22 protein-coding genes and 3 pseudogenes are annotated in these 25,655 nt (G+C 62.8%); 13 read left to right on the top strand and 12 right to left on the bottom strand.

Features of this window, described 5'->3' with window-relative positions:
• Nucleotides 1-4: 4 nt before the first annotated feature.
• Genes JNB71_RS15935 through JNB71_RS15925 form a run of 3 tightly spaced genes read left to right on the top strand, consistent with a single transcriptional unit; the run spans nucleotide 5 to nucleotide 3,463 of the window.
• Nucleotides 5-727, top strand: a complete 723-nt coding sequence (locus JNB71_RS15935; protein ID WP_220372757.1) for an ABC transporter ATP-binding protein — start codon at nucleotides 5-7, stop codon at nucleotides 725-727.
• 4 nt (nucleotides 728-731) lie between these two features.
• A complete protein-coding gene (locus tag JNB71_RS15930) occupies nucleotides 732-1,574 on the top strand; it encodes a shikimate dehydrogenase family protein (RefSeq protein WP_346657277.1) in 843 nt (280 codons plus the stop codon).
• Entirely contained in the window at nucleotides 1,571-3,463 is a 1,893-nt protein-coding gene (locus tag JNB71_RS15925) for a bifunctional sugar phosphate isomerase/epimerase/4-hydroxyphenylpyruvate dioxygenase family protein (RefSeq protein WP_220372756.1), read from the top strand. The genes JNB71_RS15930 and JNB71_RS15925 overlap by 4 nt, the downstream gene beginning before the upstream one ends.
• 141 nt (nucleotides 3,464-3,604) lie before the next feature.
• Here JNB71_RS15925 and JNB71_RS15920 read toward each other — a convergent pair whose 3' ends face one another.
• From JNB71_RS15920 to JNB71_RS15900, 5 genes are all read right to left on the bottom strand, one after another.
• Nucleotides 3,605-5,035, bottom strand: coding sequence for an MATE family efflux transporter (locus tag JNB71_RS15920; RefSeq protein WP_220372755.1), 1,431 nt, complete (start codon nucleotides 5,033-5,035; stop codon nucleotides 3,605-3,607).
• A 5-nt stretch (nucleotides 5,036-5,040) separates the two neighbouring features.
• Complete coding sequence (locus JNB71_RS15915) at nucleotides 5,041-6,105, bottom strand: PLP-dependent cysteine synthase family protein (RefSeq protein ID WP_220372754.1); 1,065 nt, start codon at nucleotides 6,103-6,105, stop codon at nucleotides 5,041-5,043.
• Nucleotides 6,102-7,442, bottom strand: a complete 1,341-nt coding sequence (locus JNB71_RS15910; RefSeq protein WP_220372753.1) for an alanine racemase — start codon at nucleotides 7,440-7,442, stop codon at nucleotides 6,102-6,104. Before JNB71_RS15910 ends, JNB71_RS15915 begins: the two co-directional genes overlap by 4 nt.
• Nucleotides 7,433-8,428, bottom strand: coding sequence for an ornithine cyclodeaminase (locus JNB71_RS15905; protein WP_220372752.1), 996 nt, complete (start codon nucleotides 8,426-8,428; stop codon nucleotides 7,433-7,435). Before JNB71_RS15905 ends, JNB71_RS15910 begins: the two co-directional genes overlap by 10 nt.
• 208 nt (nucleotides 8,429-8,636) lie before the next feature.
• Nucleotides 8,637-9,098, bottom strand: a complete 462-nt coding sequence (locus JNB71_RS15900; protein ID WP_220372751.1) for a hypothetical protein — start codon at nucleotides 9,096-9,098, stop codon at nucleotides 8,637-8,639.
• Between the two features lie 320 nt (nucleotides 9,099-9,418).
• Here JNB71_RS15900 and JNB71_RS15895 point away from each other — a divergent pair, with 320 nt between their 5' ends.
• From JNB71_RS15895 to JNB71_RS15880, 4 genes are read left to right on the top strand one after another with little or no spacing between them, the layout of a single operon-like run.
• A complete protein-coding gene (locus JNB71_RS15895) occupies nucleotides 9,419-10,381 on the top strand; it encodes an ABC transporter substrate-binding protein (RefSeq protein WP_220372750.1) in 963 nt (320 codons plus the stop codon).
• A 32-nt stretch (nucleotides 10,382-10,413) separates the two neighbouring features.
• The gene (locus JNB71_RS15890) at nucleotides 10,414-11,400 is read left to right on the top strand and encodes a FecCD family ABC transporter permease (protein WP_431029033.1); all 987 of its coding nucleotides are present in this window, start codon (nucleotides 10,414-10,416) and stop codon (nucleotides 11,398-11,400) included.
• Nucleotides 11,401-11,411: 11 nt separating this feature from the next.
• Complete coding sequence (locus JNB71_RS15885; protein ID WP_220372748.1) at nucleotides 11,412-12,446, top strand: FecCD family ABC transporter permease; 1,035 nt, start codon at nucleotides 11,412-11,414, stop codon at nucleotides 12,444-12,446.
• A gap of 7 nt (nucleotides 12,447-12,453) precedes the next feature.
• The gene (locus JNB71_RS15880; RefSeq protein WP_220372747.1) at nucleotides 12,454-13,251 is read left to right on the top strand and encodes an ABC transporter ATP-binding protein; all 798 of its coding nucleotides are present in this window, start codon (nucleotides 12,454-12,456) and stop codon (nucleotides 13,249-13,251) included.
• Here JNB71_RS15880 and JNB71_RS15875 read toward each other — a convergent pair.
• Nucleotides 13,241-13,569 (bottom strand): annotated as a pseudogene (locus tag JNB71_RS15875) (class I SAM-dependent methyltransferase); the annotation flags it as partial. The gene JNB71_RS15880 and the pseudogene JNB71_RS15875 overlap by 11 nt on opposite strands.
• Nucleotides 13,570-14,048: 479 nt before the next feature.
• Here JNB71_RS15875 and JNB71_RS15870 point away from each other — a divergent pair.
• The 3 genes and pseudogenes from JNB71_RS15870 to JNB71_RS15860 form a co-directional block, all read left to right on the top strand.
• Nucleotides 14,049-14,408: an SPW repeat protein gene (locus tag JNB71_RS15870; protein ID WP_220372746.1), complete on the top strand. Its 360-nt coding sequence runs from the start codon at nucleotides 14,049-14,051 to the stop codon at nucleotides 14,406-14,408.
• A gap of 250 nt (nucleotides 14,409-14,658) precedes the next feature.
• Complete coding sequence (locus tag JNB71_RS24830) at nucleotides 14,659-14,913, top strand: GcrA family cell cycle regulator (RefSeq protein WP_220372745.1); 255 nt, start codon at nucleotides 14,659-14,661, stop codon at nucleotides 14,911-14,913.
• Nucleotides 14,914-14,984: 71 nt separating this feature from the next.
• Nucleotides 14,985-15,098 (top strand): annotated as a pseudogene (locus tag JNB71_RS15860) (IS6 family transposase); the annotation flags it as partial.
• Nucleotides 15,099-15,103: 5 nt separating this feature from the next.
• On the opposite strand, the pseudogene JNB71_RS15855 reads toward JNB71_RS15860, so the two are convergent.
• The 4 genes and pseudogenes from JNB71_RS15855 to JNB71_RS15840 all read right to left on the bottom strand — a co-directional run.
• A pseudogene (locus tag JNB71_RS15855) lies at nucleotides 15,104-15,428 on the bottom strand (IS3 family transposase); the annotation flags it as partial.
• Nucleotides 15,382-16,881 (bottom strand): AMP-binding protein, encoded by a 1,500-nt coding sequence (locus tag JNB71_RS15850; protein WP_220372744.1) that lies wholly within the window; start codon nucleotides 16,879-16,881, stop codon nucleotides 15,382-15,384. The pseudogene JNB71_RS15855 and the gene JNB71_RS15850, both read right to left, overlap by 47 nt.
• Nucleotides 16,882-16,912: 31 nt before the next feature.
• Nucleotides 16,913-17,743 (bottom strand): p-hydroxycinnamoyl CoA hydratase/lyase, encoded by an 831-nt coding sequence (locus JNB71_RS15845; RefSeq protein ID WP_220372743.1) that lies wholly within the window; start codon nucleotides 17,741-17,743, stop codon nucleotides 16,913-16,915.
• A gap of 59 nt (nucleotides 17,744-17,802) precedes the next feature.
• The gene (locus tag JNB71_RS15840; protein ID WP_220372742.1) at nucleotides 17,803-19,254 is read right to left on the bottom strand and encodes an aldehyde dehydrogenase; all 1,452 of its coding nucleotides are present in this window, start codon (nucleotides 19,252-19,254) and stop codon (nucleotides 17,803-17,805) included.
• A 130-nt stretch (nucleotides 19,255-19,384) separates the two neighbouring features.
• On the opposite strand from JNB71_RS15840, the gene JNB71_RS15835 reads away from it, so the two are divergent.
• Both JNB71_RS15835 and mhpT read left to right on the top strand, forming a co-directional pair.
• The gene (locus tag JNB71_RS15835) at nucleotides 19,385-19,867 is read left to right on the top strand and encodes a MarR family winged helix-turn-helix transcriptional regulator (RefSeq protein ID WP_220372741.1); all 483 of its coding nucleotides are present in this window, start codon (nucleotides 19,385-19,387) and stop codon (nucleotides 19,865-19,867) included.
• 46 nt (nucleotides 19,868-19,913) lie between these two features.
• Nucleotides 19,914-21,122: a 3-(3-hydroxy-phenyl)propionate transporter MhpT gene (mhpT, locus tag JNB71_RS15830; protein WP_220372740.1), complete on the top strand. Its 1,209-nt coding sequence runs from the start codon at nucleotides 19,914-19,916 to the stop codon at nucleotides 21,120-21,122.
• A gap of 84 nt (nucleotides 21,123-21,206) precedes the next feature.
• Here mhpT and JNB71_RS15825 read toward each other — a convergent pair whose 3' ends face one another.
• Nucleotides 21,207-21,974, bottom strand: coding sequence for a coniferyl-alcohol dehydrogenase (locus JNB71_RS15825; protein ID WP_220372739.1), 768 nt, complete (start codon nucleotides 21,972-21,974; stop codon nucleotides 21,207-21,209).
• Nucleotides 21,975-22,057: 83 nt separating this feature from the next.
• Nucleotides 22,058-23,530, bottom strand: coding sequence for a benzaldehyde dehydrogenase (locus JNB71_RS15820; RefSeq protein WP_220372738.1), 1,473 nt, complete (start codon nucleotides 23,528-23,530; stop codon nucleotides 22,058-22,060).
• A 390-nt stretch (nucleotides 23,531-23,920) separates the two neighbouring features.
• On the opposite strand from JNB71_RS15820, the gene JNB71_RS15815 reads away from it, so the two are divergent.
• Nucleotides 23,921-25,654: a sigma-54-dependent Fis family transcriptional regulator gene (locus tag JNB71_RS15815; protein WP_223215869.1), complete on the top strand. Its 1,734-nt coding sequence runs from the start codon at nucleotides 23,921-23,923 to the stop codon at nucleotides 25,652-25,654.
• Nucleotide 25,655 lies beyond the last annotated feature (1 nt).

Raw genomic sequence — 25,655 nt, 5'->3', positions numbered from 1 at the left:
GCCAATGCTGGAACTCAAGGACATTTTCGGCGGATACGGCAAAATGACGATCCTGAACGGCACGTCGTTCAAGATCGATCGCGGCACGATCACCACCGTCATCGGCCCGAACGGCGCGGGCAAATCGACCGTCTTCAAGGCGATCTTCGGCCTGTTGCGCATCCGCTCCGGTCAGATCCTGCTCGACGGCACCAACGTCACCTCGAACACGCCGGCTCGGATGTTGTCGCACGGCGTCTCTTACGTGCCGCAGGGGCGCAATCTCTTCCCGATGCTCTCCGTCCGCCACAATCTGGAGATCGGCGGTATCTCGTCGCCGGACCAGGCGAAGATCCGCCGACGGATCGACGCGGTGATGGACCAGTTCCCGATCCTGCGAGAGAAGGCTGATAGCCAGGCAATCACGCTTTCCGGCGGCCAGCAGAAGCAGCTCGAAATCGCACGTGCCTTGCTTCTGGAGCCGCGGCTGATCCTCATCGACGAGCCGTCCATTGGCTTGTCGCCCCAGATGATCAACGAGACTTTCCGCACGCTAATCCGGCTGCGCGACGAGGGCGTGACCATATTGATGGTCGAGCAGAACGCGAAGGCCGCACTTGCCATGTCCGACTACGGCCTTGTGCTCGAACAGGGCCGAGCACGCATGTACGACAAGGCAGACAAGCTCCTGCACGACCCGCGCGTCGGGCAATTGTTCCTCGGCGCGCATCTCGAGGAAGAGGCCTGATATCGTGAGCGGAGACAGCGCGCGGATATCCGGCTCCACCCGGTTCATCGCCCTGATTGGCCACCCCGTCGTTCAGGTGAAATCGCCGGAGCCGCTGAACCGCTGGTTCGATGAGCACGCTGCGGGCGCGGTGATCCTGCCGATGGATGTCCAGTCTGACCGCGTTGGCGCCTTTCTGGAGGCGATGCGCGCAACGGAAAACTGCATAGGCGTCTCCGTGACGATGCCACACAAGCAGGCAGCCTTCGCGCTTGCCGACGAGGTCAGCGATAGGGCGCGGCAGGTGAGGGCGGCGAACATCCTGCGGCGGACAACGGATGGCAGGCTGGTGGGCGACATGGTTGATGGCATCGGCATGATGACTGCACTGGAAGCGAACGGCGTGTCGGTCGTTTCCCGGCATGTGCTCGTCGTCGGTGCCGGTGGGGCAGGGACGGCGATTATCCATGCCGCCGCGGAGAAGGGGGCGGCGGTGATCACGGTGATCGAGGCGGACGTGGCGCGTGCGCGCGAGGTCGTGTCCGGTGTCAGCACCCGCCACCCGGATATTCGCGTCCGCACCGACCTACCCGCGAGCGATACGGTCGATATCGCCATCAATGCATCGCCCGCGGGCATGAAACCCGGCGATCCGCATCCGTTTCCGCTGGAGCGGCTTGCCGGCTCCACCATCATTGCGGATGTCGTGACCAGGCCGGCGCTTACGCCCTGGCTCGTGGCCGCGCGGGAACAGGGGTTAAAGATACAGGCCGGCGCCGAAATGACCCTGGCACAGCTTTCCATCCAGCTGAATTTCTGGGGCTTCCCAGCCGAAGCCGTCCAGTTTTCCAAGAGGGATCGGGCATGAAGACCTCGATCGCGACCGTGTCGCTGAGCGGTGATCTCAAGGACAAGCTGGGCGCCATCGCCAAAGCCGGCTTCGACGGTGTCGAGATCTTCGAGAATGATTTCCTGGTGTTCGATGAAAGCCCCCGGCAGGTGGGCCGGATGGTGCGCGATCATGGGCTGGAGATCACCCTGTTCCAGCCGTTCCGTGATTTCGAGGGCATGCCGGAGCCGCTGCGCGGCCGCACCTTCGATCGCGCCGAGCGCAAATTCGACCTGATGCAGGAAATGGGCACCGACCTGGTGCTGGTCTGCTCGAATGTCTCGTCGGCGGCGATCGGTGGGCTCGACCGTGCGGCGGCGGACTTTCATGAGCTTGGCGAACGGGCCGCCCGGCGCGGCCTTAAGGTCGGCTACGAGGCGCTGGCCTGGGGTCGCCACATCAACGACCATCGCGATGCCTGGGAGATTGTCCGCCGCGCCGATCACCCGAACGTCGGCCTGATCCTCGACAGCTTCCACACGCTGTCGCGCAGGATCGACGTCAACTCGATCCGCTCGATCCCAAAGGAAAAGATCTTCATCATCCAGCTCGCCGACGCGCCGCTGATCGACATGGACCTCCTGTACTGGAGCCGGCATTTCCGTAACATGCCGGGCGAAGGCGACCTGCCCGTGCTCGATTTCATGAAGGCGGTGGCCGCCACCGGTTACGACGGCTATCTGTCGCTGGAAATCTTCAACGACCAGTTCCGCGGCGGCAATGCCAACGCCATTGCCGTCGACGGCCGCCGTTCGCTCGTCTATCTCGGCGACCAGGTGCGAAGGGCTGAACCGGACAGCGCCCTTGCCGTACCGGCAATGCCGGATCGTGCAGAAGTCCAAGGGATAGAGTTCATCGAATTCGCGACCAGCGAAGATGAGACTGAAAGTCTCGTCGCACTGCTGCACAGCCTCGGCTTTAGCTTGAGCGGACGACACAAAAGTAAACGCGTGAGCCGCTACAGTCAGGGTGGCATTAATATCCTGGTCAACGCGGACGAGGAGGGCTTCGTTTACTCCTCCTATGCGATGCACGGCACCTCGGCCTACGCGATCGCACTCAAGGTCGCCGACGCGGGGCGCGCCTTCGAGCGCGCGCTAACGCTCGAAGCCCAATCCTTCGAGCAGGATGTGCCTTCAGGCGAGTTGAACATCCCAGCGATCCGCGGGATTGGCGGCGGATTGATCTATCTGGTGGACGACGTCTCCGAGCTGTCGCGGATATGGGATGTCGACTTCCTGCCAGAGGCCGAGGCGACGAGCCCGCAAGAGGCGGGCCTGACGGCAATCGATCATCTCGCTCAGACGATGAATTCCGAGGAAATGCTGACCGCGATCTTATTCTACACCTCGATCTTCCGGATGAGGAAAACGCCGGTTATCGACGTGATCGATCCGGCTGGCATCGTGCGCAGCCAGGTCGTCGAAAATGAGACAGGCACGCTGCGCATAACGTTAAATGGCGCTTCCAATCGCCGCACGCTTGCCGGACATTTCCTTGCCGAAAATTTCGGTCCGAGCGTGCAGCACGTGGCTTTCGCGACAGGCGATATCTTTGCCACCGCCAGCGCTCTCAGGGCCAACGGCTTTCGTGCGCTGCCGATCTCTGCAAACTATTACGACGACGTGGAGACCCGTTTCGGCTTGGCCTCGGACTTCGTGGACCGGATGAAAGCCGAGAACATTCTCTATGACCGCGACGAGCACGGCGAATTCTTCCAGCTCTACAGTCCGAACTACGGTGAAGGCTTCTTCTTCGAGATCGTCGAGCGACGCAGCTACAGCGGCTATGGCTCGAATAACGCCATTTTCCGCATAGCGTCGCAGAAGCGGCAGATAAGGCCGGACGGGCTGCCGGCGGCCTCCTGAACCAGAGGGTCACATATGCCTGATCTCGAATGCGGAAGAAGTTACCGAGCAATTTCAGCTTTGCGCGCTCTGGGCGAAAGTCAGCATTTCCGCGACACGAAAAACTCCTCTTGCCTTAGAGTCTGACGCCGTTATCTCCGGTCATTGTGAGGAATAGCGGCTCGGGCCGATCCGCGACAACCCGTCAGCCTCCGGCGGTTCCATGAGGCTGCGCAATTCTTCGGTGAACCGCCACCACAAAAGGACGGCTGTAACCCCGAAGCCCAGGCAGAGGCCGAACCAGATACCGCTGCTCCCCCAACCCAGCCCATATCCGCAAGCGGCCATCGCCGGGATACCAATCAGCCAATAACCAATGAGCGTGTTGAACAGTCCCGCCTTGGTGTTGCCGAGGCCGCGCAGCACTCCGATGCAGATATTTTGCGACCCCTTCAGGAACTGATGGGCAATCGCAAACCAGAGCAACGTGGCCGCTGCTGCGACAACACCTGGATCAGCGCCCGCGCCAAGGAAGGGATAAAGCACGACGCTTGGCAGAAGGACGTAGATGACGCCGACCACGGCCATGGCCGAAAAGCTGATCGCCAGGCTACGCCGGGCAATGGCTCCAACCTCGCTTTGCTCACCCTTGCCGACCGCACGGCTGACCAGGACCGACGAACCGTGGGAAAGCCCGATATTGAGCTGGTAGACGATATAGGCAAGCTGGTTGACGACATTGGACGCGGCAAGCGCCACCGGCCCGAACGTTCCCATGAAGATCGAGGCGATCGAGGTGATCGCCGCCTCGGATCCATAGGTAAGGGCAATCGGCGTCCCCATCCTGGCGATCTTCATCACCGTGGCAGGCTCAGCGCGCCAGCCGTCAAGGGCAAGGAGGGGGCTCAAGGCCCCGTCGCGGCGCACGGTCCGGAAATAGACCAGGAAAGTCCAGACCTGGACGAGTGTGGTCGAGAGGCCGATACCGGCAAGGCCCAGCACCGGAAGGCCGAACCATCCATGGATGAAGACGGCATTCAGGAAGATGTTGACACCGATGGAGATGATTGTGACCCGCAGAAGCGAGCCGGCACGCCGCATGCCCACCGCGAACTGCCGCAGCACATTGAGCCAAAGCATAGGTAGAAGCCCGGGCGCAAGAGCGAACATGGTCGGTTGGGCGAGGTCCGCCACCCGAGGGTCCTGTCCGAGAAAGCCGAGCATATAGCCGAGCCCCACGAGGAGGATGCCGGCGAAAGTCGCGACGATCGTGGCAAGCAGCATGGACGCCCGCACCAGATCGCGCACCTCGTTGCGGGCAATTTCATCGGCGGCCCCAGCGCCGGTCCGTTTTTCCCCGCGCGCAATCGCCGCGGCGATCATGTTGCCGACACCGGTGACCATGCCGACGCACATCGTGCGGAGCTGGTTATAGAGCAGCATGGCCAATCCGCCCGCGGCCACCGCCTCGACGCCGATCAGGCCCATCATGAGAAGATCGGCGCTGGTGAGCGCGACCTGGGCGAATTGAATCCCCGCAATCGGCGCGGAGAGCTTGATGATGTCGAGATAAGGCTGGGATCGATTCTGCATCTTGCTTACGCCTTCATCCGCGGCGGGGTAACGGCGGCGAGGCGGATCGATTCCACATAGGCCTCGAAGAGCCCGTTGATCCGCTGATGGGCGGCTTCGCTCAGCAACTGGCGCTCCATCAGCCAATCGTCGTTGAAGACTGTATCGAGATACTTCTCGCCGGCATCGCACACCAGAACGACCATCGTGCTGGCCGGCTCGGTCAGCGCCAACCGGTTGAGCGCTACGTAGATCGCGGCCCCCGCCGTGCCGCCGACCAGTATTCCTGTGCGGCGCGCGACGATGCGCGCGGTGGTGAAGGCCTCGACGTCGCCGACCGTCAGGCCCTCATCGATCAGGGCATGATCGACATTCGGCCCCACGGTGAAGCCGCCGGGAGCACCCGCCCCGGTCTGCCAGTAGCGGCCGGCAGGGCCTCCGAAGATGATCGACCCCTTGGGTTCAACGCCGATCGAGGTTGCCCTGCATCCATGGTCACGCAATTCCGCGACGGTTCCGCAAAGCGTGCCGCCCGTGCCGACGGCGCCGACCAGGTAATCGATATCGAGTCCCAGCGCCTCGATCAGCTCCGCGGCAAGACCGACATAACCCTTGTTGTTGTTCGCGTTATAGTGCTGGTCCGGCCAGAAGGCACCGCTCCTCTGGACGATCTCCTCGGCGACACGCCGTCGCGCCACCGTACTCGGTCCATCGCCGTTGGAGTCGACGAAGACGAGTTCCGCGCCCATGGCCTTCATGGCCCGCAGCTTGTCGCGCGAGGCGTGCCCGTCGACGACAGCCGTGAACTTATAACCTCGCTCGATGGCGACGAGCGCAAGGCCTGCGCCGGTATTGCCGGATGTCGGCTCGACGATGCGACCGCCAGGCTTGAGCTTTCCGGAACGCTCGGCCGCCAGCACCATTTCCCGCGCCATCCGGACCTTGCAGGAGCCGGTCGGATTGAACTGCTCCAGTTTCAGGAGCAACCGGCTGCCCGACCCGGTCCGGGCCAGCTCGAACAAGGGGGTATGGCCGATGAGCGCGGCACTGCTGGTGGCGATTTTCTCGGTACGAAGACGTTCGAGCATCATGGTTGATCCATTCTCCAGGTAAAAGCTCCGCCCTCCTGCGACACCACGATCTTCGGTGGCAGGGCGAGCTGGTGAAACTCACTCTCGTTCTTGTCCATCTGGTAGCCGGCCGTGTTCGGATAGACGATCAGGTCGCCATGGCGGGGTGCCGCCGGAAACAGGATCTTGCGCCAGGTCAGCACGTCATATTCCATGCAGCTCGAACCGCCGATCGCGGCGCGAACGCGTTCCTGCGGACGATCCGGACCACGCTGTACGAGCATCGGCGTGGGTAGATATTCGCTATTCTTCCACTGTTCGGAGAGGCTCATGCTGAGACCAGCCACGGTGACGATGCCGTGTTCGGCATTGCGCTTGAAGCCCTGCACGGGGAACACCGTCAGCCCCGCGCCATCGAGCAGAGCGCGGCCCGGTTCGAGATAGAGCGCCACCTGCGCCGCGATCAGCTTGGACGCCAGCATCTCGGACCCAACCTCGGTCGCAAGGATCGCATCCAGCATCGATGCCCCTGTGGGCGACTGGTGATAGGGGTAGAACTGCTGAAAGCTCTTTTCGGCATGGAACTGCGACGGATCGAGCCGCTCGCGGAAGTTCTGCCAATCGTCCTGCTCGACATAGGCGCAGGCAAAGCCGCCTCCGATGGAGATGGCCGAGCAGGGAAAGCCGTATTGGCTTCGGGTCTCCTTGCACAGTTCGACCAGCGTGGCGGCAAGTTCCGCCCGTGGCAGAACCGCATAACCGTCGAGATGGAAGGAAAAGCCCTCGACGGTGATCTGTTGCTGGGCCTCCCCGCAGCGCCGAAGCGCTGCGGAAAGATCGGTTGGGTTCAGCCCAAAGCGGCTATTGGGACTTTTGGGCGGGAGCACCCGCAAGAGCACCCTGAGCGGCCTTGCCTGATCGGCAATGGCAATCGCCCGCTCGAGTTCATCGAGCGCGTCAATAGCAACGGTCGCGCCATGGCGGCTTGCCAGCCACAGAAGATCGTCGCTCTTGGCCGCCCCCGTAACGCCAACATCCTCGCCACGTACGCCATTGGCCAGCGTGTGCACGAATTCCGGCACGCTCGCGACATCCACCGCGCCGTCGAGCTTTGCCACTTCGCGCAGCCAGGCGGCGGCCTTGTTAGCCTTCTTGCCGAAATAGACGCGACCAGCAACGCTCCTTTCCCGCAGCACCCGCTGGAAGGCCGCGAGGTTATCGGCAAAGCTTGCGGGATTGACAAGATGGAACGGCCCGTCGATGGTGCGGGCGATCTGGTCGAGCAAGGCGATATCCTGCCGCGCGGCAATGGCCCAATCCCGCTCCCGGGCCAGCATCGGCATCGATCCTAGTTCCATAGCTCGACCCTCTTGCCGCGGCCGGCGGCGATGGCGCGGGTGGCAAGCGCATGCGCCACGGGAATATCGGTGATGATCATGCCGCTGCTGAAGGCAAAGACACGATCTTCCTGCGACCGGCGGCCGGGCTTGCGGCCGGCGACGATATCTGGCAGTTCGGCATCGATATGGGCCACGCCGTCCGGTCCAGCGAGCCGCTTGCCGGTAACGCCCATCTGGCCTTCGTTCGTAGCGATCGCATAATCGGCCTGGTGCAGGGCGCCTGCTTCCACGCCCTTGCTGGCCACAGAGATCAGAAGCCCGCCGGGCTTCATCCAATTCGTCTGCACCTTGGGGTGGGCGGCGCGACCCGAGGCGGCGACGACGATGTCGGATTCCGCCACCGCGGCCGGCACATCCTGAACCAGTTCGATCTTGCGATCAGGGAAATAATGTTCGAACCGCTCGATGCTGGCAGTAATGCCATCCGGGTGGGTGCCGAAGAGCCGCACGGTCTCGAGGTCGGGGCGGACGGTCAGAAGATAGGGCAAGGTATTGACGCCTTGCGCACCGGTGCCGAGCATCAGTGCCGAGCGGGCGTTCTCGGCGGCGCAATATTTGGCGATGATCGCCGTGGTCGCAGGCGTTCGCGAGCCGCCGACCCGGTGGCAATCCATGAAGGCGAAGGGCAGGCCGGTCGTATCGTCATAGAGACTGATGGTGGTGTAATATTTGTCGGCGCTCTCACTGCCCTGGCGGTAGGACGTCTTGAAGCCCAGTTGCTGGAGCGCACCGTCATAGCCGAGCATCGAATAGGAGACCGCATCGCGCTCTTCGAGCGGCAGCGGCATCATCAGCTTGGTCGGGCAACGGGATTCACCGCCAGCGAAAGAGCGGTAGGCGTCTTCGACCAGCCGGATCACATCCGCCGGAGGTACCTCGACGTCGCTGAGGTCCGACCGGGACAGAATGTGAAGGGCAGGCGTATGCAGATAAGAAGCACTCATGCGTGGTACCTTTCAAGTGTCTCGACATGGGATGGAGAAATGGAGCTGGCAGCGGTCGACCCGGACCGCGGAGCTGGCTGTCGGTGAGGCAGTGGTTACCGGCTGCCTTGTAGTAAGCGCGCAAATTCGCGCCGGATTTGCCGGCCCGCAAATCAGGGCAAACTGCTGCTGGTTCGTGTATCGTCGGTGACGCTTCGGATCGAGGGGCTTACGCTTCCGCCCGCGGCGGCGACCTAAGCGCCGTTCTGTTGGATCCTGCCAGATAGTCGACTGGCGGATTACGAGGGGCACGCCTCAGATCGCTGAGCGGGATCGCGCATTCGGGGATTGGATGGGCAAAGACATGCCCCGTCGTCTTGCACGGGAACTTGTCCCCGCTGCGCACCATAACGAAGATGCTCTCGGGTGTTATTGTTTCCCCCGGTCGCCAGGCCTCGACATGCACGCTGTCATAGTCGAGAAGAACGACCGGCAGGAGCTCCAGTCGAAGACGCTTGGCGACCGTCAGCCGATGGTGCCCGTCCATGACGAACAAGGCGTCCCTATGAACGGTGATCGGAACCTTCCAGCAACCAGACTGAACAATCTGGTCTTCCAGCTCGAACACGCGCTCGACATCCACGTCCTCCGTGGGAATCAAGCTGTCGAGGGGCAGCAGGCGATATTTCATACCAATACCTCTGATGATGTGTGCAAACCTGAGAATTGCATCTTGATGGTTTAATGCTCGCGATAGATGTGATCCTAAGCCATTTGGTTTCGGCAAGTCAATAAACATGAGTAAATCAATCATGTTTTATGAAGAAGATTATTTCGCAGTCGTCGGTCGCCGATCCAAATCGGGACAACCGGCGCTGGAGCAGCAGTCTCTCCCAAGCCTGCATCGAAGGCGTTTTGGCCGAGGATAACCGATCTCATAAAACATGATTGCATCTATCATGTTTTATCGCTAGAAGGCGTGACAGTTCATTCAAGGGGGTTGACGAGGCTATGAAAATCTCAAGCATCTTCTGTGTAGCGGGAATGTTGACGGCATTGGCGGCGGGCTCGGCTGCCGCAGAAGACGCGAGGACGCTTTCCATCGTCGACGATCGCGGAGCGACGGTAGAGGTTGCCGCGAGCCCCAAGAGAATTGCATCGATTTCCTATCTCGCAACCGACGTTGCGCTGGCTCTCGGCATCAAGCCCATTGCGACGACCTACATGACCAAGGGGCGCGACCCGGACTTCCTGCTCGGCCTGACCAAGGACATGAAGCAGATCGGACAGCGCGCCAAGCCCAACCTCGAACTGCTATCGGAAGCCAAGCCCGACGTGATCGTCTCGATGAAGCGCTATACAGTGGGCAACGCGGCGCAGCTCGAAAAAATCGCCCCCTATGTCGCCTACAACATGGAACTCCTGAGCGAGAGCTACCAGGAAGTCGCCGATCTCTCAAATCTGTTCGGCAATCCTGAGCGCGGTGCCGAACTCAATGCCGCCTTCAAGAAAGATCTCGAGGACTTCAGCGCGAAGGCTCCCAAGGGCGCGCATCCGCGCTTCGTGATCATGTGGGGCGGCGACATACCGTTTGCCTTCCACACCGAGAACACTACGGCTTCCATCGTCACGGCGGTAGGCGGCGACAATATCGCCGGGCCAATGACGCCGGGCGGCACGTTCGGATTGGAAATCAGCCTGGAAACCATGCTGGAAAAGGATCCGGAAGTCATTTTCGTCTATGACAGTGGCCCCGATCGTCCGCATGAGAACAACCCGATCTGGCAGCAGCTCTCCGCCGTCAAGAACCATCGCGTCCATTATGTCGGCGATCAATGGGTTGAAGCCAATGGCCCGATCGGTCGCGAGATCGTTCTTCGCGAGGCCGCCCACTACCTCTATCCGGACACATTTCCCGCGGTCGACGTGCGGAAAGAAGCTGCAAAGCTCATTCCCGCCACCCTGCAAAATTGACCGAGATCGTAGCAGCCAGACAGACGATGAATATGGGGCGGTCATCAGCGAAGACCGCCCTCGTGGTCATTGTCGCCGCCATACTGATTATCGCCGGCGGATTGCTCGTCGGCGCAAAACCGCTTGCGCCGCAGGCGGCCTTGAAGGTCCTGTTCTTCCCCGACGGCAAGATCGATTCCATCCTCGTCTGGACGCTTCGCCTGCCGAGAAGCCTCGCGGCTTTTGTCGCCGGCGCCGGCCTCGGCGTGTCGGGCTATCTGCTGCAGGTGCTGACCCGCAATCCGCTCGCCGGACCGGGCCTGACCGGTGTGACCTCCGGCGCGGTCGCACCGATCGTCTTCTGCTTCGTCTTCCTTCCCTGGTTTTCCTCCGTATTCTATCCACTGGTGGGCATGGCCGGCGGGCTTGCCGCCGCCTTCGTCACCTTCTGGATTTCTCGTGGTGGGAGAGGCCGACCCTTGCATCTGGCACTCGGGGGCATCAGCGTTTCCCTGTTCCTTGGAGCAATCACGACCTACATTCTCCTTCTGAGCGGAACGCAGGCGCCATCGCTCCTGTTCTGGCTGACGGGCGGGCTTCAGGGGCGCTCCTGGACGCAGCTTGCCTATATGCTCCCGTGGGTTGTCGCCGGCCTCGGCGGCGCACTCGCCGTCCACCGCGCCATCGGCCTCCTCATGCTCAACGAAGAGGCAGCCGCCGGCATGGGACTGCGGCTAGAGCTCTGGAAGCCGCTCTTGCTGCTGCTGGCCGTCCTTCCGGTGGCGGGCATCGCGCCGGTGGCGGGACCGGTGGCCTTCGTGGGCTTGGCCGCACCGCACATCGCAAGGCTCCTGAAGCCCGGCGGTCCCCGCTCGTCCATTGCGCTGACCGCGGCGCTCGGCGGTCTCATCCTGGTTGCTGCCGATGTGATCGCCCGAAGCATCGCCATTCCCCAGGAATTGCCTGTCAGCATCGTCACCGCGCTGATAGGCGGCCCGGTGTTCGTCTATCTCGTACAGCGCCGCAGCGTGTCTTTCTGAGGGCTCTTTTCATGACCACGACCCTCGATGTCCGCAAGCCCGCTCCGCTCTGGTTCCTGCCGGCCACCTTTCTCTTCGCACTGCTTTCGCTTTCGCTCGCTCTCTTCCTCGGCGTTGCCGACGTCGCGCCTTCCGATATCATCGCCGTGCTGACCGGCCATGGTTCAGCCGAGGCGCGGTCCATCATCATGGAGATACGGCTGCCGCGGATCCTGACCGGGATCCTGGCGGGTGTCCATTTCGCCGTCGCGGGGCTTCTGCTTCAGACTATTACCCGCAATCCGTTGGCCGATCCTTCCATCATGGGCGTTTCCCAAGGGGCGACCCTTTCGGTGACCATCTTCCTGGTATTCACCGTCTATATCGAGGATCCCGGTTCGAATACGCTCGCGGCAATCCCGGTCGAATGGCTGCCGGCTGTGGGCATGCTCGGAGGGCTTGTCGCCGGCGGCATTATCTATCTTCTCGCGTTCCGCCGCGATCTTGGCCCGCTCCGGATCACCCTTTGCGGCATCGCCGTCGGCGCGGTGCTGCATGCGCTCGCCATCGGCCTGATCGCCGGATGGGGGTCGGCCCGCATCGAAGTGCTCCTCGAATGGCTGTCCGGTAGCCTCTATGCCCGCAGCTGGGAGCACGCAGTCTTCCTTCTACCGTTCACGATCGCCGGCCTCGCGGTCCTGCCCCTGATCCGACGGTCGCTGGAACTCCTGCGCTTCGAGGCCCCGGTCGCCCGATCGTTCGGGCTTTCCTATCGGCGGCAGTTCTCGATCGTCCTGCTGCTCTCCTGCGGCCTTGCCTCCAGTGCCGTTGGCGCCGTCGGGCCGGTGGTGTTCGTCGGTCTCGTGGTTCCCCATCTTGCCCGCTTCCTTGCCGGCCGGCATTTCGCCTTGGTGCTACCGCTGACCGTCGCGCTCGGTGCGATCGTCGTCACGCTCAGCGATCTGGTCGGCCGCTTGGCTGGCCAGGCCGACGAAATCCCGATCGGTGTCGTGACCGCGATCTGCGGCGTGCCCGTCCTCGTCGCTTTTCTTCGCAAAACACCGTGAGATGTCCATGCTGCTCTCCTGCTCCAGCCTGTCCGTCACCTATGGCCGCCGAAAGGCGCTGAACGCCTTCGATCTTTCCCTTCGGAAGGGCGAAATCCGGGCGCTGGTCGGGCCGAACGGTTCCGGCAAAAGCACGGCGCTGCAGACGCTCGCCGGCCTGATCAAACCCGCCGAAGGCATGGTGGAAATCGACTGTCGCCCGATCGGCTCCATGTCGCGGCGGCAGCTGGCACGGCATCTCGCCTTCCTGCCGCAACAACCCTCGGCCCCCGACGAGATGACCGTGGAGCAACTGGTCCGCCAGGGACGGTTCGCCCATGTGGGTTTGTTTCGGAACTATGGCATCGAGGATGAGGAAGCGATTCGCTGGGCGCTGGAAAGCACCGGCCTTGCAGGTTTTGACAACCGAAGCTTGAGCGAACTTTCCGGCGGCGAGCGCCAGCGCGCCTGGATATCGGCGGCGCTCGCCCAGGAGGCGCAAATTCTGCTTCTCGACGAACCTACCTCGTTTCTCGACATTGGCTACCAGATCGAAATCCTCGATCTCGTCTACCGCCTCAGCCGCGAGAAGGGCGTCACCGTCGTCATGTCGATCCACGACCTCAATCAGGCCATGTCGATCTCGGACCACATTTCGCTTCTGGAACGGGGCGAGCTCATTTTCGACGGCGAACCGAAGCAATTGGCCGATAGCGGGCTGATCGAGAAGGTGTTCCGGGTGAAGGGCAATTTCGTCCAGATCGCGCCGAACGCCCCACCCCATTTCGACGTGGAACTGGCGCGACGGACAGCACTTACGGCTTGACCAGGCGGAACACCACCTTGGTCTCAGAATAATAGGTCAGCGCGTCGGCGAAATCCGGCGTCCAGCCATCAGCGACGTAAGGAACGAAGCCGTCGAATTCCAGCTTGCGCGCCGACACCTTGAAGCCCGCTCTTTCGAACACCCGGGCATATTCGGTGTCGAGCGGTCCTGCACGACGGTGTTGGTACGCGCCGCCACGAGATCGCGCCACTTCGGCCAGAGGGGATTATCGGTATGGCAGCCGGTGACCGCGTAATAGACGCCGCCCGGTTTGAGCGACTGCCAGATGTCGGCGGCATGAGCATCGATATCCCTGACGCGGGCTCTTCTGGTTCTTCCGTCACAGCCAAGGGGCCCACACATTGGTCGTCGCCAGACCCCGTCTCGTGCCTCAAGGGACAAACAACGATTATTGGCGGCTCGACAAACCGGGCAGGGGGCGACGCAACCGGTTGCGGTTGCACGATCTCGAGCGGGCCAAAAATGTCCGGTGCGGTGGCCGGCAGGTGGCGCATGTGGGAAGCGCGGCGTCTTGCGGCGGGACGGTCGCGAGCGGTTGTACCGGCGTGGGCGTCATCTGAACGGGCGTCAAGTTCTTGTGTCCTTCGGCGAGCATTGGCGAAATCAACCCATATGTCCGCGGGACCCCTCCACTGGTGCAGTTTTAGCATGCGCAGCTGTTGGCCGTAGCCACGCGCAGGCGTGGACTTGAACTCAGTTTTCCGCAGAACTATCTGTTACTTGCGCCTGCTGGAGACAGCTGGCGTCTCCCTTGAAATACGTCTGTGGAGGTTACAATGGCAACGCTGATGGAAGGAAAAAAGCCGCAGGACTGGATGAACCTCGTCCTCGCAGTCGCCCTTTTCGTCTCGCCTTGGGTCATGGGCTTCGCTGGTGAGTTCATGGCGGCCTGGAACGTCTGGATCGTCGGGATCGTCATAGGTGCCTTGGCGCTCGCCACGTTGACCGTGTTCTCAGAATGGGAGGAATGGGCGAACATGATAGCTGGCTTCTGGCTGGTTATCGCTCCATGGGTTCTCGATTTCGCCACGCACGTCAACGCCATGTGGACCCATGTGGTCCTGGGTCTGCTGGTCGCGGCGATATCGGCATGGGCTCTGTGGGATGAGCGGCAGAATCCGCACGCCCGGGCTTGATCGCAAGGGATGCCCGCCGCGAAGCGTGCGGGCATCCCAACTTAATGAACGCATCGAAAGGCTTCCCCTCGATAATCTCGTTTGCGCTTCGTAGAGTGATGCACGAGTATCAGTTTCCGGTTGCCAGCCCTCGCTAGAGTCACCCGATCGTCGTCCCCGGCCAACGGCATGTGACCTTTACGCTTTTTCAGGAACAATAACTCGAAAAGGCGGTTGGTTTGGATAAATCCGATCGGAGGAGAACCGACGTTTGGAAACGGCGAATGCCCGGCCGAACCTCAAGAAGGAAGAGCATGCAGCGGCCGAACCAGCGTTAAAATTTCTGACGCTGTTGGAATTGGGACCCAGTTCATGCCGGTGGCCAGTCAACAGCCCCGCGCCGCGCAGTCTCTATTTGTTTTGTGGTTCGCCGACCGATGGACAAAAGCCGTATTGCAAGCTGCATTGCGAAATCGCTTACAGGCCAAATGTAAGAAAGCAGAGCGCCACTAGGCAAGAAACGTGAAAATTCAGGTTCTGTTGCAAGATCCTTTGACGACGGGATGATCGCTGGCAATTTTCAGCGAGAGACTTTTGATGAATGATTTCAAGTGGCGTCATTTTCAGGGTGAAGTGATTTTGTGGGCGGTGCGATGGTATTGCCGCTATGGGGTGAGCTACCGTGACCTTGGCGAACGGTTTGCCCGTCGACCATCGACACGACGGCCGGAGATCGAGGTGTCCGGGATCGCCGCCAGGCATTCGCGCGTCACGTCATCGACGATGGTGAGCACGCGAAATCTTCTTTTGCAGGCGAACTGATCATGGACGAAATCCAATGGCCAACGGGCATTGGTTTTCGCTTAGGCCAGTATCGGCGCACGCGTGCGACGGCAGGGCTCAGGCCCTCCGTTTGCGGACCGACAAGCCTTCCTCGCGGTATAAATTCAGTGAACGGTAACGTACTGATATTGTTGAGTCAGGTGACATCTCGCTAGTGTACTTCCAGCGCCTCCTTGCGCAGGACATATTTGATAACCTTTCCGGACCCGGTTCTCGGAAGCTTATCGACAAAGCGGAACTCCTTCGGGACCTTGTAACGGGCAATGAATGACTGGCAGTGGCGCGCGAGTTCCTCCTGGTCGAGCTCCTGACCCGGTGCGGCGACGACGTAGGCGCGGCCGACTTCACCCCATCGCTTGTCGGGAACGCCGATCACAGCGACCTCGCGCACCGCGGGATGTTCCAAAAGCACTGCCTCGATCTCCACCGGATAGACGTTCTCTCCGCCCGAGATGAACATGTCCTTACGGCGGTCGACGATCGTGATGTAGCCGTCCTCGTCACGCCGTCCGATATCGCCGGTACGGATCCAACCGTCCTCGGTGAAGCTACCTTTGCGCTCCTCCGGCAGGTTCCAGTAGCCGGCGATCACGTTCAATCCGAAGACCAGGATCTCGCCCGGTTCGCCGTCAGGCACGTCCTGGTCATCCTCGTCCACCAGCCGCACAGTCGTCAGCGGTCCCGGAAGACCCGCCGCTCCAGCCTTGCTGTAGAGCAGGTCGCGCGAAAGGGGCATGCCGAGCGTGGTGCCGGTTTCGGTCATGCCGTAGCCGTCGACCATCCGCACGCCCCGCTCAAGCCACCAGCGGATGTGTGCCGCGGGATTGGGTGCGCCGCCGGTGAACAGCGCCTTGAGCTTTGTCCAACCCTCCGGTTCGAAGTTCGGCGCCTGACGCAGGGCCTCGGCCATCTGCGGCACGCAGAAATAGTGTGTAACGCCGAAATCGGGATCGCTGAGCCGGTCGTTGGTCTTCTCCGCATCGAAGCCGGGCGAGACGATGAAAGTCCCGCCGCGCAGCATGGGCGGCCAGATCTGTGTGACGATGCCGATGACATGGAACATCGGGGTGTCGCACAGGAATATGCAACCGGTGTCGACCTCCCCGAGCACGTTGAAGTTCATCGCCGTCGCCAGAAGAAATTGGGCGGTGAGCTGCGCACCTTTCGGCATCCCTGACGTACCGGAGGTGTAGAGGATGATGCAGGTGTCGCTGCTCGAATGCGGAAGGCAGCGCGGTGCCGGATCGAGAGCTGCGAACTCAGAGGCAAAGCTCACCAAGCTGTGGCTGCGGCAGCCCGGCGGCAGGTCGGAAACTTCATCGTCCGTATACAGGATGGTGGGAGTGCAGTCCTTCAGCAGATGCGGCAACTCCTGCTGGGACAGACGCCAGTTCAGTGGCACGAAAATCGCGCCGAGCCGCATCAGCGCCTGTTGCAGGATGATCTGGTAGACGCTGTTGCGAGCAAGGACGGCAATCCGGTCGCCCTTGTCGATGCCCTCGTGGTGCAACAGGGCGACTGCGCGCTGAATGTCCGTATCGAGTTCGCGGTAGGTCCAGCGGCAGTCGCTTGCCAGGTCAACGCAGGCAAGCGAATCTGGCCGAAGGCGCGCATGCAGTGCCACCGGATCGGGACAAAAAAACTCCTGCATCGTTCTCCTCCTCCTTCCTTCCTCCAGGGCATCAGCGGATCTGTCGATCCTTGTCGTAGGCGCCGAGACCCGGCCTGTAGGACTTCTCGTCGATGAACTGGCGAATGCCCTCCTTGCGGCCGTCATTGTCGAACGAGTTGGCGGCCTCCTGAGCGCGGACGAGGTAGTCCTCCGCCTCATCGTAGGCCATGATGCCGACGCGGCGCACGGCGTCCTTGGTGGCTTTCAGCGCCACAGAGTTCTTTTCGAGCAGGACCCTGGCAACTTCGATCACCCGGTTCTTGAGCCCCGCGAGCGGCAGGCTCTCGTTGACGAGGCCCCACTCCGCGGCGGTCTTGCCGTCGATCGGTTCGCCCAGCAACGCATGATACATCGCCTTGCGGAAGGGCAGGAGTTCGACGGCGACCTTGGTCGCTCCACCGCCCGGCAGGATACCCCAGTTGATCTCCGAAAGGCCGAACTTTGCCTCGTCCGCCGCGAAGGCGAGATCGCAGGCGAATAGCGGACCGTAGCCGCCGCCGAAGCACCAGCCGTTGACCATTGCGATGGTCGGCTTCTGGTACCAACGCAGCCGGCGCCACCAGCCGTAGCTCTCGCGTTGCGACTTGCGGACGCCCTTGAGGCCCTCCGCCTCCGTCTCGCGGAAATATTCCTTAAGGTCCATGCCGGCCGTCCAGGCGGCGCCTTCTCCAGTCAGCACCAGCACGCCCACGTCGTCCCGGAATTCGAGTTCGTCGAGCACCTCCATCATCGCGCGATTGAGCGTCGGGCTCATTGCGTTGCGCTTGTCGGGCCGGTTGAAACGCACCCAGGCGATGCGGTCGACGACATCATATGCGACGGTCTCTATATCGTTGGCCATAGGGCCCTCCTTGTATGTGCATAGCCTCGGCCGAATTGGCCGGCGGTGCTCGGCCCCGTTCAGAGCGGAAAGCGGCCGGGCTCGGTCTCGATGGTGATCCAGCGCAACTCGGTGAACTCGGCGATTCCGGTCTTGCCACCGAAGCGCCCGTAACCCGAGGCCTTGGTGCCGCCGAAGGGCATCTGCGCCTCGTCGTGAACCGTCGGACCATTGATATGGCAGATGCCGGAACGGATACGGCGGGCCACCGACAGCGCCCGGGCCGTGTCGCGGCTAAATACCGCAGCGGAAAGGCCGTATTCGCTGTCGTTGGCGAGACGGATTGCGTCCTCCTCGTCCTTAGCGCGCAGGATGGCGACGACCGGGCCGAAACTCTCCTCCGAATAAAGTCGCATCTCGGAGGTCACCTTGTCGACCACCTGGGCGGGCATGAGCACACCTTCCGCAGCGCCGGCGCCGGTCACGGTCGCGCCCTTGGCCACGGCGTCGGCGATCAGCGCGTCGACCTTCTCCACGGTGCGGAGATCGACGACGGCGCCGAGCGGGGCCGCCCCCTCGCGCGGGTCGCCCGCCTTCAGGGCCTGGGCGCGCGCGGTGAACTTTGCCACGAACGCCTCGGCCACTTCGGGCACAACGATGATCCGCTCGGTCGACATGCAGATCTGGCCCTGGTTGAAGAAGGCGCCGAAGATGGCGGCCTTGACCGCCTCTTCGATGTCGGCGTCCTTCAAGACGAGGAGCGGCGCTTTGCCGCCGAGTTCCAGGAGGACCGGCTTCAACTGTCGGGCCGCACGTTCGGCGATGATCCGGCCGACTCCGGTGGAGCCGGTGAAGTTGATGCGCCGGACGGCGGGATGGTCGATCAGCGCGCCGACAATTTCCCCCGCGTCTTCCGGCGCGTTGGTGACGAGGCTGACCACCCCTGCCGGCACGCCGCCCTCCTCGAGGGCCTCGACAATCAGCGCGTGGGTGCGAGGGCAGATCTCCGACGCCTTGAAGACAATTCCATTGCCGCAGGCAAGCGGCGTCGCCAGCGCTCGCACGCCGAGAATGACCGGCGCGTTCCAGGGGGCAATGCCGAGCACAACGCCGGCGGGCTCGCGGACCGCCATTGCGAGGCAACCGGGCTTGTCGGAGGGGATCACTTCGCCGGAGACCTGCGTCGTCAGCGCGGCGGCCTCGCGCAGCATGGACGAGGCGAGCATGACGTTGAAGCGGGCCCACGCCTCCGTTGCGCCGATCTCGGAGGCCATGGAGGCGACGAAGGCGTCACCTTTCGCGGCGAGCGCGTCGGCTGCTTTTAGGAGCACGGCGCGGCGCGCATTGGGTCCAAGCGCGGCCCAGGCGGGGAAGGCCGCCGCGGCCGCATCAGCCGCGGCGGCTGCGTCGGCAACAGTCGCCGCGGCGGCTTCACTCGCCACGTCGCCGGTTACCGGATTCTGCCGGCGGAATGTGCGGCCGGTCGAGGCGGCATGTTCCGCCCCAGCAATGCGCATCGATACGAAAGCCATCTGTCTCCTCCCAAAGACGGCCGGCGAAGGTTGAGAGCTGCCGGCGAATACCCGCTATGTCATATAGCGGATTGACTGTTATGTGACATAGCATTATGAATAATGCAAGAGCCAATGCGGGAGACGCCACATGCCTTTGGAAAAAACGCAGCCCGAGCGGAATCCCGAAGACGCAAAGTTCGGCCGGCTGGACGACCTGGTGGGCTACCATCTCCGCCGTGCGTCGATTTTCGACCTGCAGGGAGTAGGGTCGGCGCTCGAACGGGCGAACACACGGCCGGTGCCGATGAGCGTATTGCTGAGCATAACCGAGACGCCCGGCATCAGCTCGGCGGAGATCTGCCGTTCGCTCGGCATGCAGAGGGCAAACATCGTGCCGATCCTCGCGGAGCTTGAAGAACGGGGGCTTTTTCTGCGCGAGGCGGATGAGTCCGACCAGCGGGTACAGCGGCTCTTCCCGACCCGGCGGGGCGAGGAGGCGGCAACCGAGTGGCTGGCGCTCGTCGCCGAGCACGAACGCAGCATGCTTCGCCGCCTGACGGCGGCGGAACAGACGGAGCTTCGCCGGCTGTTGGCGAAGATCTGGCAGGAGGATGGGCCGAAGCAGGGCTAGGCCTGCAACCAGCGGGTAGGTAGGAACCCGCTTTCTGGAGGATGAAATGCAGACCACCAACGACCACCGCTCCGGCGGGCGGCGAGCGCTCGCGCTCGCCTTCATGGCAGCTATCATTGAAGGCTTCGACCTTCAGGCAGCCGGCGTCGCAGTGCCCAAGCTTGCACCGGCTTTCGGGCTGACGCCTCAACAGATCGGCCTCTTCTTCTCTTCTGCCACGATCGGCCTGATCTTCGGGGCGCTCGCCGGCGGGCGGATCGCCGATGCCTGGGGAAGGCGCTCCGGGCTCGTGCTTGCGCTCGTGACTTTCGGTATATTCTCGGCCGCCACCGCCTATGTCACCAGCTTCGAACAACTCGTCATCATGCGCTTCCTGACCGGGGTCGGCCTCGGTGGCGCTTTGCCGAACCTCGTCAACATCGCCGCGGAATCCGCCGATCCGGGCCGCCGGGGGCGCGCTGTCTCAATCATGTATGCCGGCGTGCCGTTGGGCGGTGCCGTGGCAAGCTGCGTCGCAATGCTCGGCCTGCACGGCGGCGACTGGCACTCGATCTTCCTCGTCGGCGGCATCACGCCGTTGCTGCTCGCGCCGGCCATCCATATCCTGCTGCCGCCGCTCCGCGTGGTGAAGAGCGAGGCCAAATCCACTTCGGGCGCTCTTTCGAGCATTCTGGCGCCGCAGACGCTGCTTTCCACGGCGGCGCTCTGGCTCTCGTTCTTTCTCGGGCTGCTCGTCGTCTATCTGCTCTTGAACTGGATGCCGCAGCTTCTCGTCTCCCGCGGCTTGGCGCGTGAGGAGGCATCGTTCGTTCAAATACTGTTCAATCTCGGCGGCGCTGCAGGTAGCCTGGCCGGCGGTCGGATGCTCGACCAGAAGAACCCGGTCATGCCGGTCGCGCTAGGCTTCGCGGCGGCGGCCGCAGCTTTGCTCATGCTCAGCCTGCTGCCCGCACATCTCGGGCTCACCCTCATGGCTGGAGCGCTGGTCGGCGGTGCTATCCTTTGCGTGCAGGCAATCCTCTACGGCGTGGCGCCCCAATGCTATCCCTTCGAAATCCGTGGCACCGGTGTCGGTATGGCAGTGTCCGTCGGCCGGCTCGGTTCCATCGCGGGGCCATTGTTGGCGGGTTTTCTCGTCGCCGGCGGCAGCAGCCCGTCTGACGTGATCTTCGCGCTCGTTCCGATCACGCTACTGGCTGGGCTGACCACCGTCCTGCTGCTGGTGCGTCGGGAGCGATCCCTGCAGGCGGCCTGACGCGGGAGCGATCTGCAGAATCAGAGGCGGGGAGACCGCCGCGGCGGCCTCCCCGCATGTCATTTGTGTCACCGGGGCTTCTTTTCAAATATGGGCGGCAGCGAGCCCGCCATCGATCGGCAGATTGATGCCCACGACCCAACGGGCGGCGTCCGAGCAGAGGAAGAGTACTGGGCCGGCGATCTCGTCGGCGAAGGCCGGGCGCTTCATTCGCGTCGCGTCGTGTTCGACGCGCTCTTGGCCGAGCATACTGATGAAGTCCCCAAGGATCGGGGTGAAGACCGGCCCGGGGGCCACCGAGTTCATGCGAATGTCGTGCCGCGTGAAGAGCTCGAAGCTGCGCTTGTGCGACCAGACGATCAGCGCCTCCTTGAGGTACTGATAGCAGGTCTCCTGCCGGATCGGGTTCTCCTCGAGCCACGCCAGGCCTTCGGCGAAGCTGGCGGTGGCGGCCAGGGCCCTGTGGGCCTCGACGCGTCTCGGCCATTCGGCGCCCAGAATGGAGGCGAAATTGACGATCGAGCCGCCCTGCGGCATGCGGTCGACCACGAGTTCCGTCAGGTGCCGCAATCCGAGATAGTTGACCCTGGCGACGATATCACGGTCGACGGTCCCGGGAACCCCTGCGGCATTGATGAGAGCGTCGATCCGATCCGGCAGTTGGGTCACGGCCGCGTCGATTGCTGTCGGATCGCTGAGGTCGGCGTTGACGAAACCGTCGAGGCTTAGCGTCGCCTCGTTGCGGTCGACGCCGACGACGCGGGCGCCGTGGAAGCGGGCGAGGCGGGCGACTTCGGCGCCGATGCCTGAAGATGCGCCGGTGATGACAATGGTCTTTCCATTGATGGTCATGTGTTGTTCCTGTCTTGGTCGGAATGAACGCGTGCCGCGAGCGGGCCAGCGGGCCCTTGCTACCGGCTTGGTTCAGCGTTGAATCAGAACGGATAGGGTGTTGCGGCGTCCTTCACCGACACCCATTGCCACTGGGTAAATTCCTCGATGTCGGCCGGGCCGCCGACGCGCGTGCCGTTGCCCGACTTGCCGCGGCCGCCGAAGGGCGCGTAGGGTCCGCCGTTCACTGTCTGATCATTGATGTGCAACTGACCGACGTTGAGCTGGTCGCCGACGGTGATGGCACGGCCCAGATTGGCAGAGATCACGCCCGCGGCCAGGCCGTATTCGGAGCGGTTGGCGAGCTCTATCGCCTCCTCGTCCGTTTTGAACGAGGCGATGCAGGCAACGGGACCGAAGATTTCCTCTTCGAAGGCGAGCATGCCCGGCCTGACGCCGGCAAGAACGGTCGCCGCATAGCAGCGGCCGTCATGCGTGCCGCCGGCGAGCAGTCGGGCTCCCTGGGCGACGGCCTCGTCGACGATCTTCTGGATGCTCGCGACCTGGGAATCGGAGATGATCGGGCCGAGTGCGACCCTGTCGGTCGAAGGATCGCCCGCCGGTAAACGCTGGGCCTTCGCCACCAGGCGAGCCGTGAGCGCCTGCTCGATCTTCTCGTCGACAAGGATCAGACCGGTGGCCATGCAGATCTGGCCCTGGTGCAGGAAGGCGCCCCAGGCGGCATTCGATGCAGCGATGTCGAGATCGGCATCGTCGAGGACGATTAGCGCATTCTTGCCGCCGAGTTCGAGCTGGACGCGCTTCAGGTGACGGCCGCAGACTTCGCCGACCCGGGCACCGCCACGGGCGGAGCCGGTAAACGAAATCATCGCCACATTCGGGTCGCTGCACAGGGCCTCGCCGGCATCGGCGCCGCCAGGAACAATATTGAGAACGCCTTTGGGCAAGCCGGCCTCCTCGAAGATGCGCGCGATGATGATTCCGCCGGAGATCGGCGTGCGCGGATCGGGCTTGTGGACGACCGCGTTGCCGAGCGCCAGCGCCGCCGCGATCGAACGCACCGAGAGCACCAGCGGAAAGTTGAAGGGCGAGATCACGCCGACGACGCCGTGCGGCACGCGACGCGCATAGTTGGTACGGCCGTCCATGCTTGGCAGGAACATGCCGGTCGGCGCCGTGGCGAGTGTTGCCGCGTGGCGGATGAAGAGCGCGCCGTGTTCGATCTCGATCATCGCCTTCGCCCGGATGGAGCCGGATTCCTTCATAATCCATTGGGCGAGTTCGTCGCCGTTTTCCTCGAGCAGCTCGGCCGCTTTGTTGAAGATCCTGGCGCGCTCGGCCGGCAGCGTCTTTGCCCAGCTCTTCTGGGCAGCCCGGGCTCCGGCCGCCGCCCAGGCGATGTCCTCCGGGCCGCCAAAGGCGACTGAGGCGAGCACGGTGCCGTTGGCGGGATCGGTCACTTCGATCGTGCCGCCGCCTGTCGGCTCCCAATCGGATATGAAGGCGCGGCCCGTCCAGCGTTCCGCGTCGAGAAAGTTCTGGTTATGCGTGTTCATCGAAGGCCTCCTCGGTCCTCAGTTGGTGGAGCAAGGCATGGCTTCGCCTTCCTGCGGCGAGGGTGATCCGCCACGGTTCCGGTATGCCGCCAGTGCAATGCTCCGGGCCGCATTTTCCTCCAGCGGCCTGCCAGTAGCTTTGCAAGGCGCGTACCAGTTTGCAGTTCTGGTTGCTAAAGGCGGCCATCTCGTCGGTGATGTCGCTGAAAGGATTTGTCTTCTCGCATTTTGTCGGAGATATGAAACCGGCACTGCTCGACCTTGCGCCTATTCAGCAAATCATGGAATGTTTTATAAATTTCAGCATTTCATGAAAGACCGCCGATGCCGAAGAGCGAAACTCCATCTCAGCTCATTTCTCTAGCCGACGCATCAAGGGCGACCGGCAGGATGCTCTCTAAAGGCACCTTCAGCGAGCTCGACACCGGTGCCTCGCCCACGCTGGTCGAGCTTGCCGAGGCGTTGAATTTCGCCCTCGGCGATGGCCGGATCTGGCTCAACGACCAGCGCATGGTGCTGATGCAGTCCCAGGTGCTCGGGCGGCTTAGGCAGGAGATCATCGAGGCTTTCGGTGTGGAGACGGCCAAGGGTATCTTCATGCGGGTCGGCTATATGCAGGGCGTGCGCGACGCCGAACTCATCCAGAAGCGTTTCCCGCAACAGGATCTCACGCATGCACTGGCGGCCGGACCGCGCGTTCATACGCTCGAGGGTTTCGTCAAGGTCACCACCAGGCACTTCGAATTCGACAGCGTCAAGGGAAGATATTACGGCGAATTCTACTGGGACGATTCCTCTGAAGCCGCCGAGCACATCGCCCATCACGGTCTCGCGAGCGAACCGGTGTGCTGGATGCAGTCGGGCTATCCGACCGGCTACACCAGCACATTGTTCGGCCGGCCGGTCATTTTCCGGGAGACCGAATGCGTCGCAATGGGCGCGCCGCGCTGCCTGGTGGTCGGAAAAAATGCCGAAGAGTGGGGCGAGAATGCGCCGGAGCGGGCCTATCTCGGGCTCGAATGGAAACGGACGCGCCGTCCCCTGCGAGGAAAGGCCGAGGCGCCGCTGCCGGCGGTCGAGCTATCCGGGAGGGGACCGGAAGAGCCATTGGCCGTTAGAGATCAGGTCGTCGGCGTCTCAGCCAGTTTCCTGCGCGCCAGGCTGATGGTGGAAAAAGTTGCCGACACCGAAGCGACCGTGCTGCTGATCGGCGAATCCGGTGTTGGCAAGGAACTCTTCTCGCAACAGCTTCATCGCCTCAGCGCCCGCGTCAATAGGCCCTTCGTGCCCATCAATTGTGCCGCGATACCGGAGGGGTTGGTAGAATCGGAGCTCTTTGGAGTTGAGAAGGGGGCATTCACCGGGGCAGTCGCTTCCCGCCCGGGCTATTTCGAGCGAGCTGCCGGCGGCACGATCTTTCTCGACGAAATCGCCTCCCTGGCCTATGCCGCCCAGGGCAAGCTCCTGCGCGCGATTCAGGAGCGCCAGATCGAAAGGGTGGGCGGCACCCGCACCATCCCCGCCGACGTGCGCGTGATCGCCGCATCCAATGTCGACCTCGCCGAGGAGGTTCGCGCCGGCCGCTTCCGTCAGGACCTTTATTTCCGTCTCTGTGTTTTCCCGATCGTCATTCCACCCCTGAGGGAGCGGCGCGACGATATCCCCCTGCTCGTCGATCACTTCCTCCGCCTGTTTCGCGAGCGCCACCGCAGGGATACCGTCGGTCTGTCCCGCCGGGCGATGGACGCCCTCCTTGCCTATGACTTTCCCGGCAACATCCGCGAACTGCAGAACCTGATCGAGCGAGGCGTCATTTTTGCCGAGCCCGGTGGCCAAATCGACATCCAGCATCTTTTTACCGCCGGCGAGGTCTCACCCGTCTTGCCGCAGTGGCTCAGCCCGGAGGGAAGAATCACGGTCAAGGCCCCCCTTCCGAAGTCCACCGATGCCGCGTCGATCCCTGCGCAGATTTCCTCATCAGCGGATCTTGCCACCGCCGAGAGCGCCCTCTATCAAAACGCCCTGCGCCTCGCCGGTGGCAATGTTTCGGCTGCCGCACGCGGCCTCGGACTGACCCGTGCCAAGCTGGAGTACCGGATGCGAAAGCTCGGCCTGATTGGCTGAG

Origin of the sequence: Rhizobium herbae (genome assembly GCF_019511375.1) — a bacterium.
In the GTDB taxonomy this organism is placed as follows: Bacteria; Pseudomonadota; Alphaproteobacteria; order Rhizobiales; family Rhizobiaceae; genus Pararhizobium; species Pararhizobium herbae_A.
Note: the sequence above shows the minus strand (reverse complement) of the source record. Positions and strands in the feature narration are given on the sequence as shown.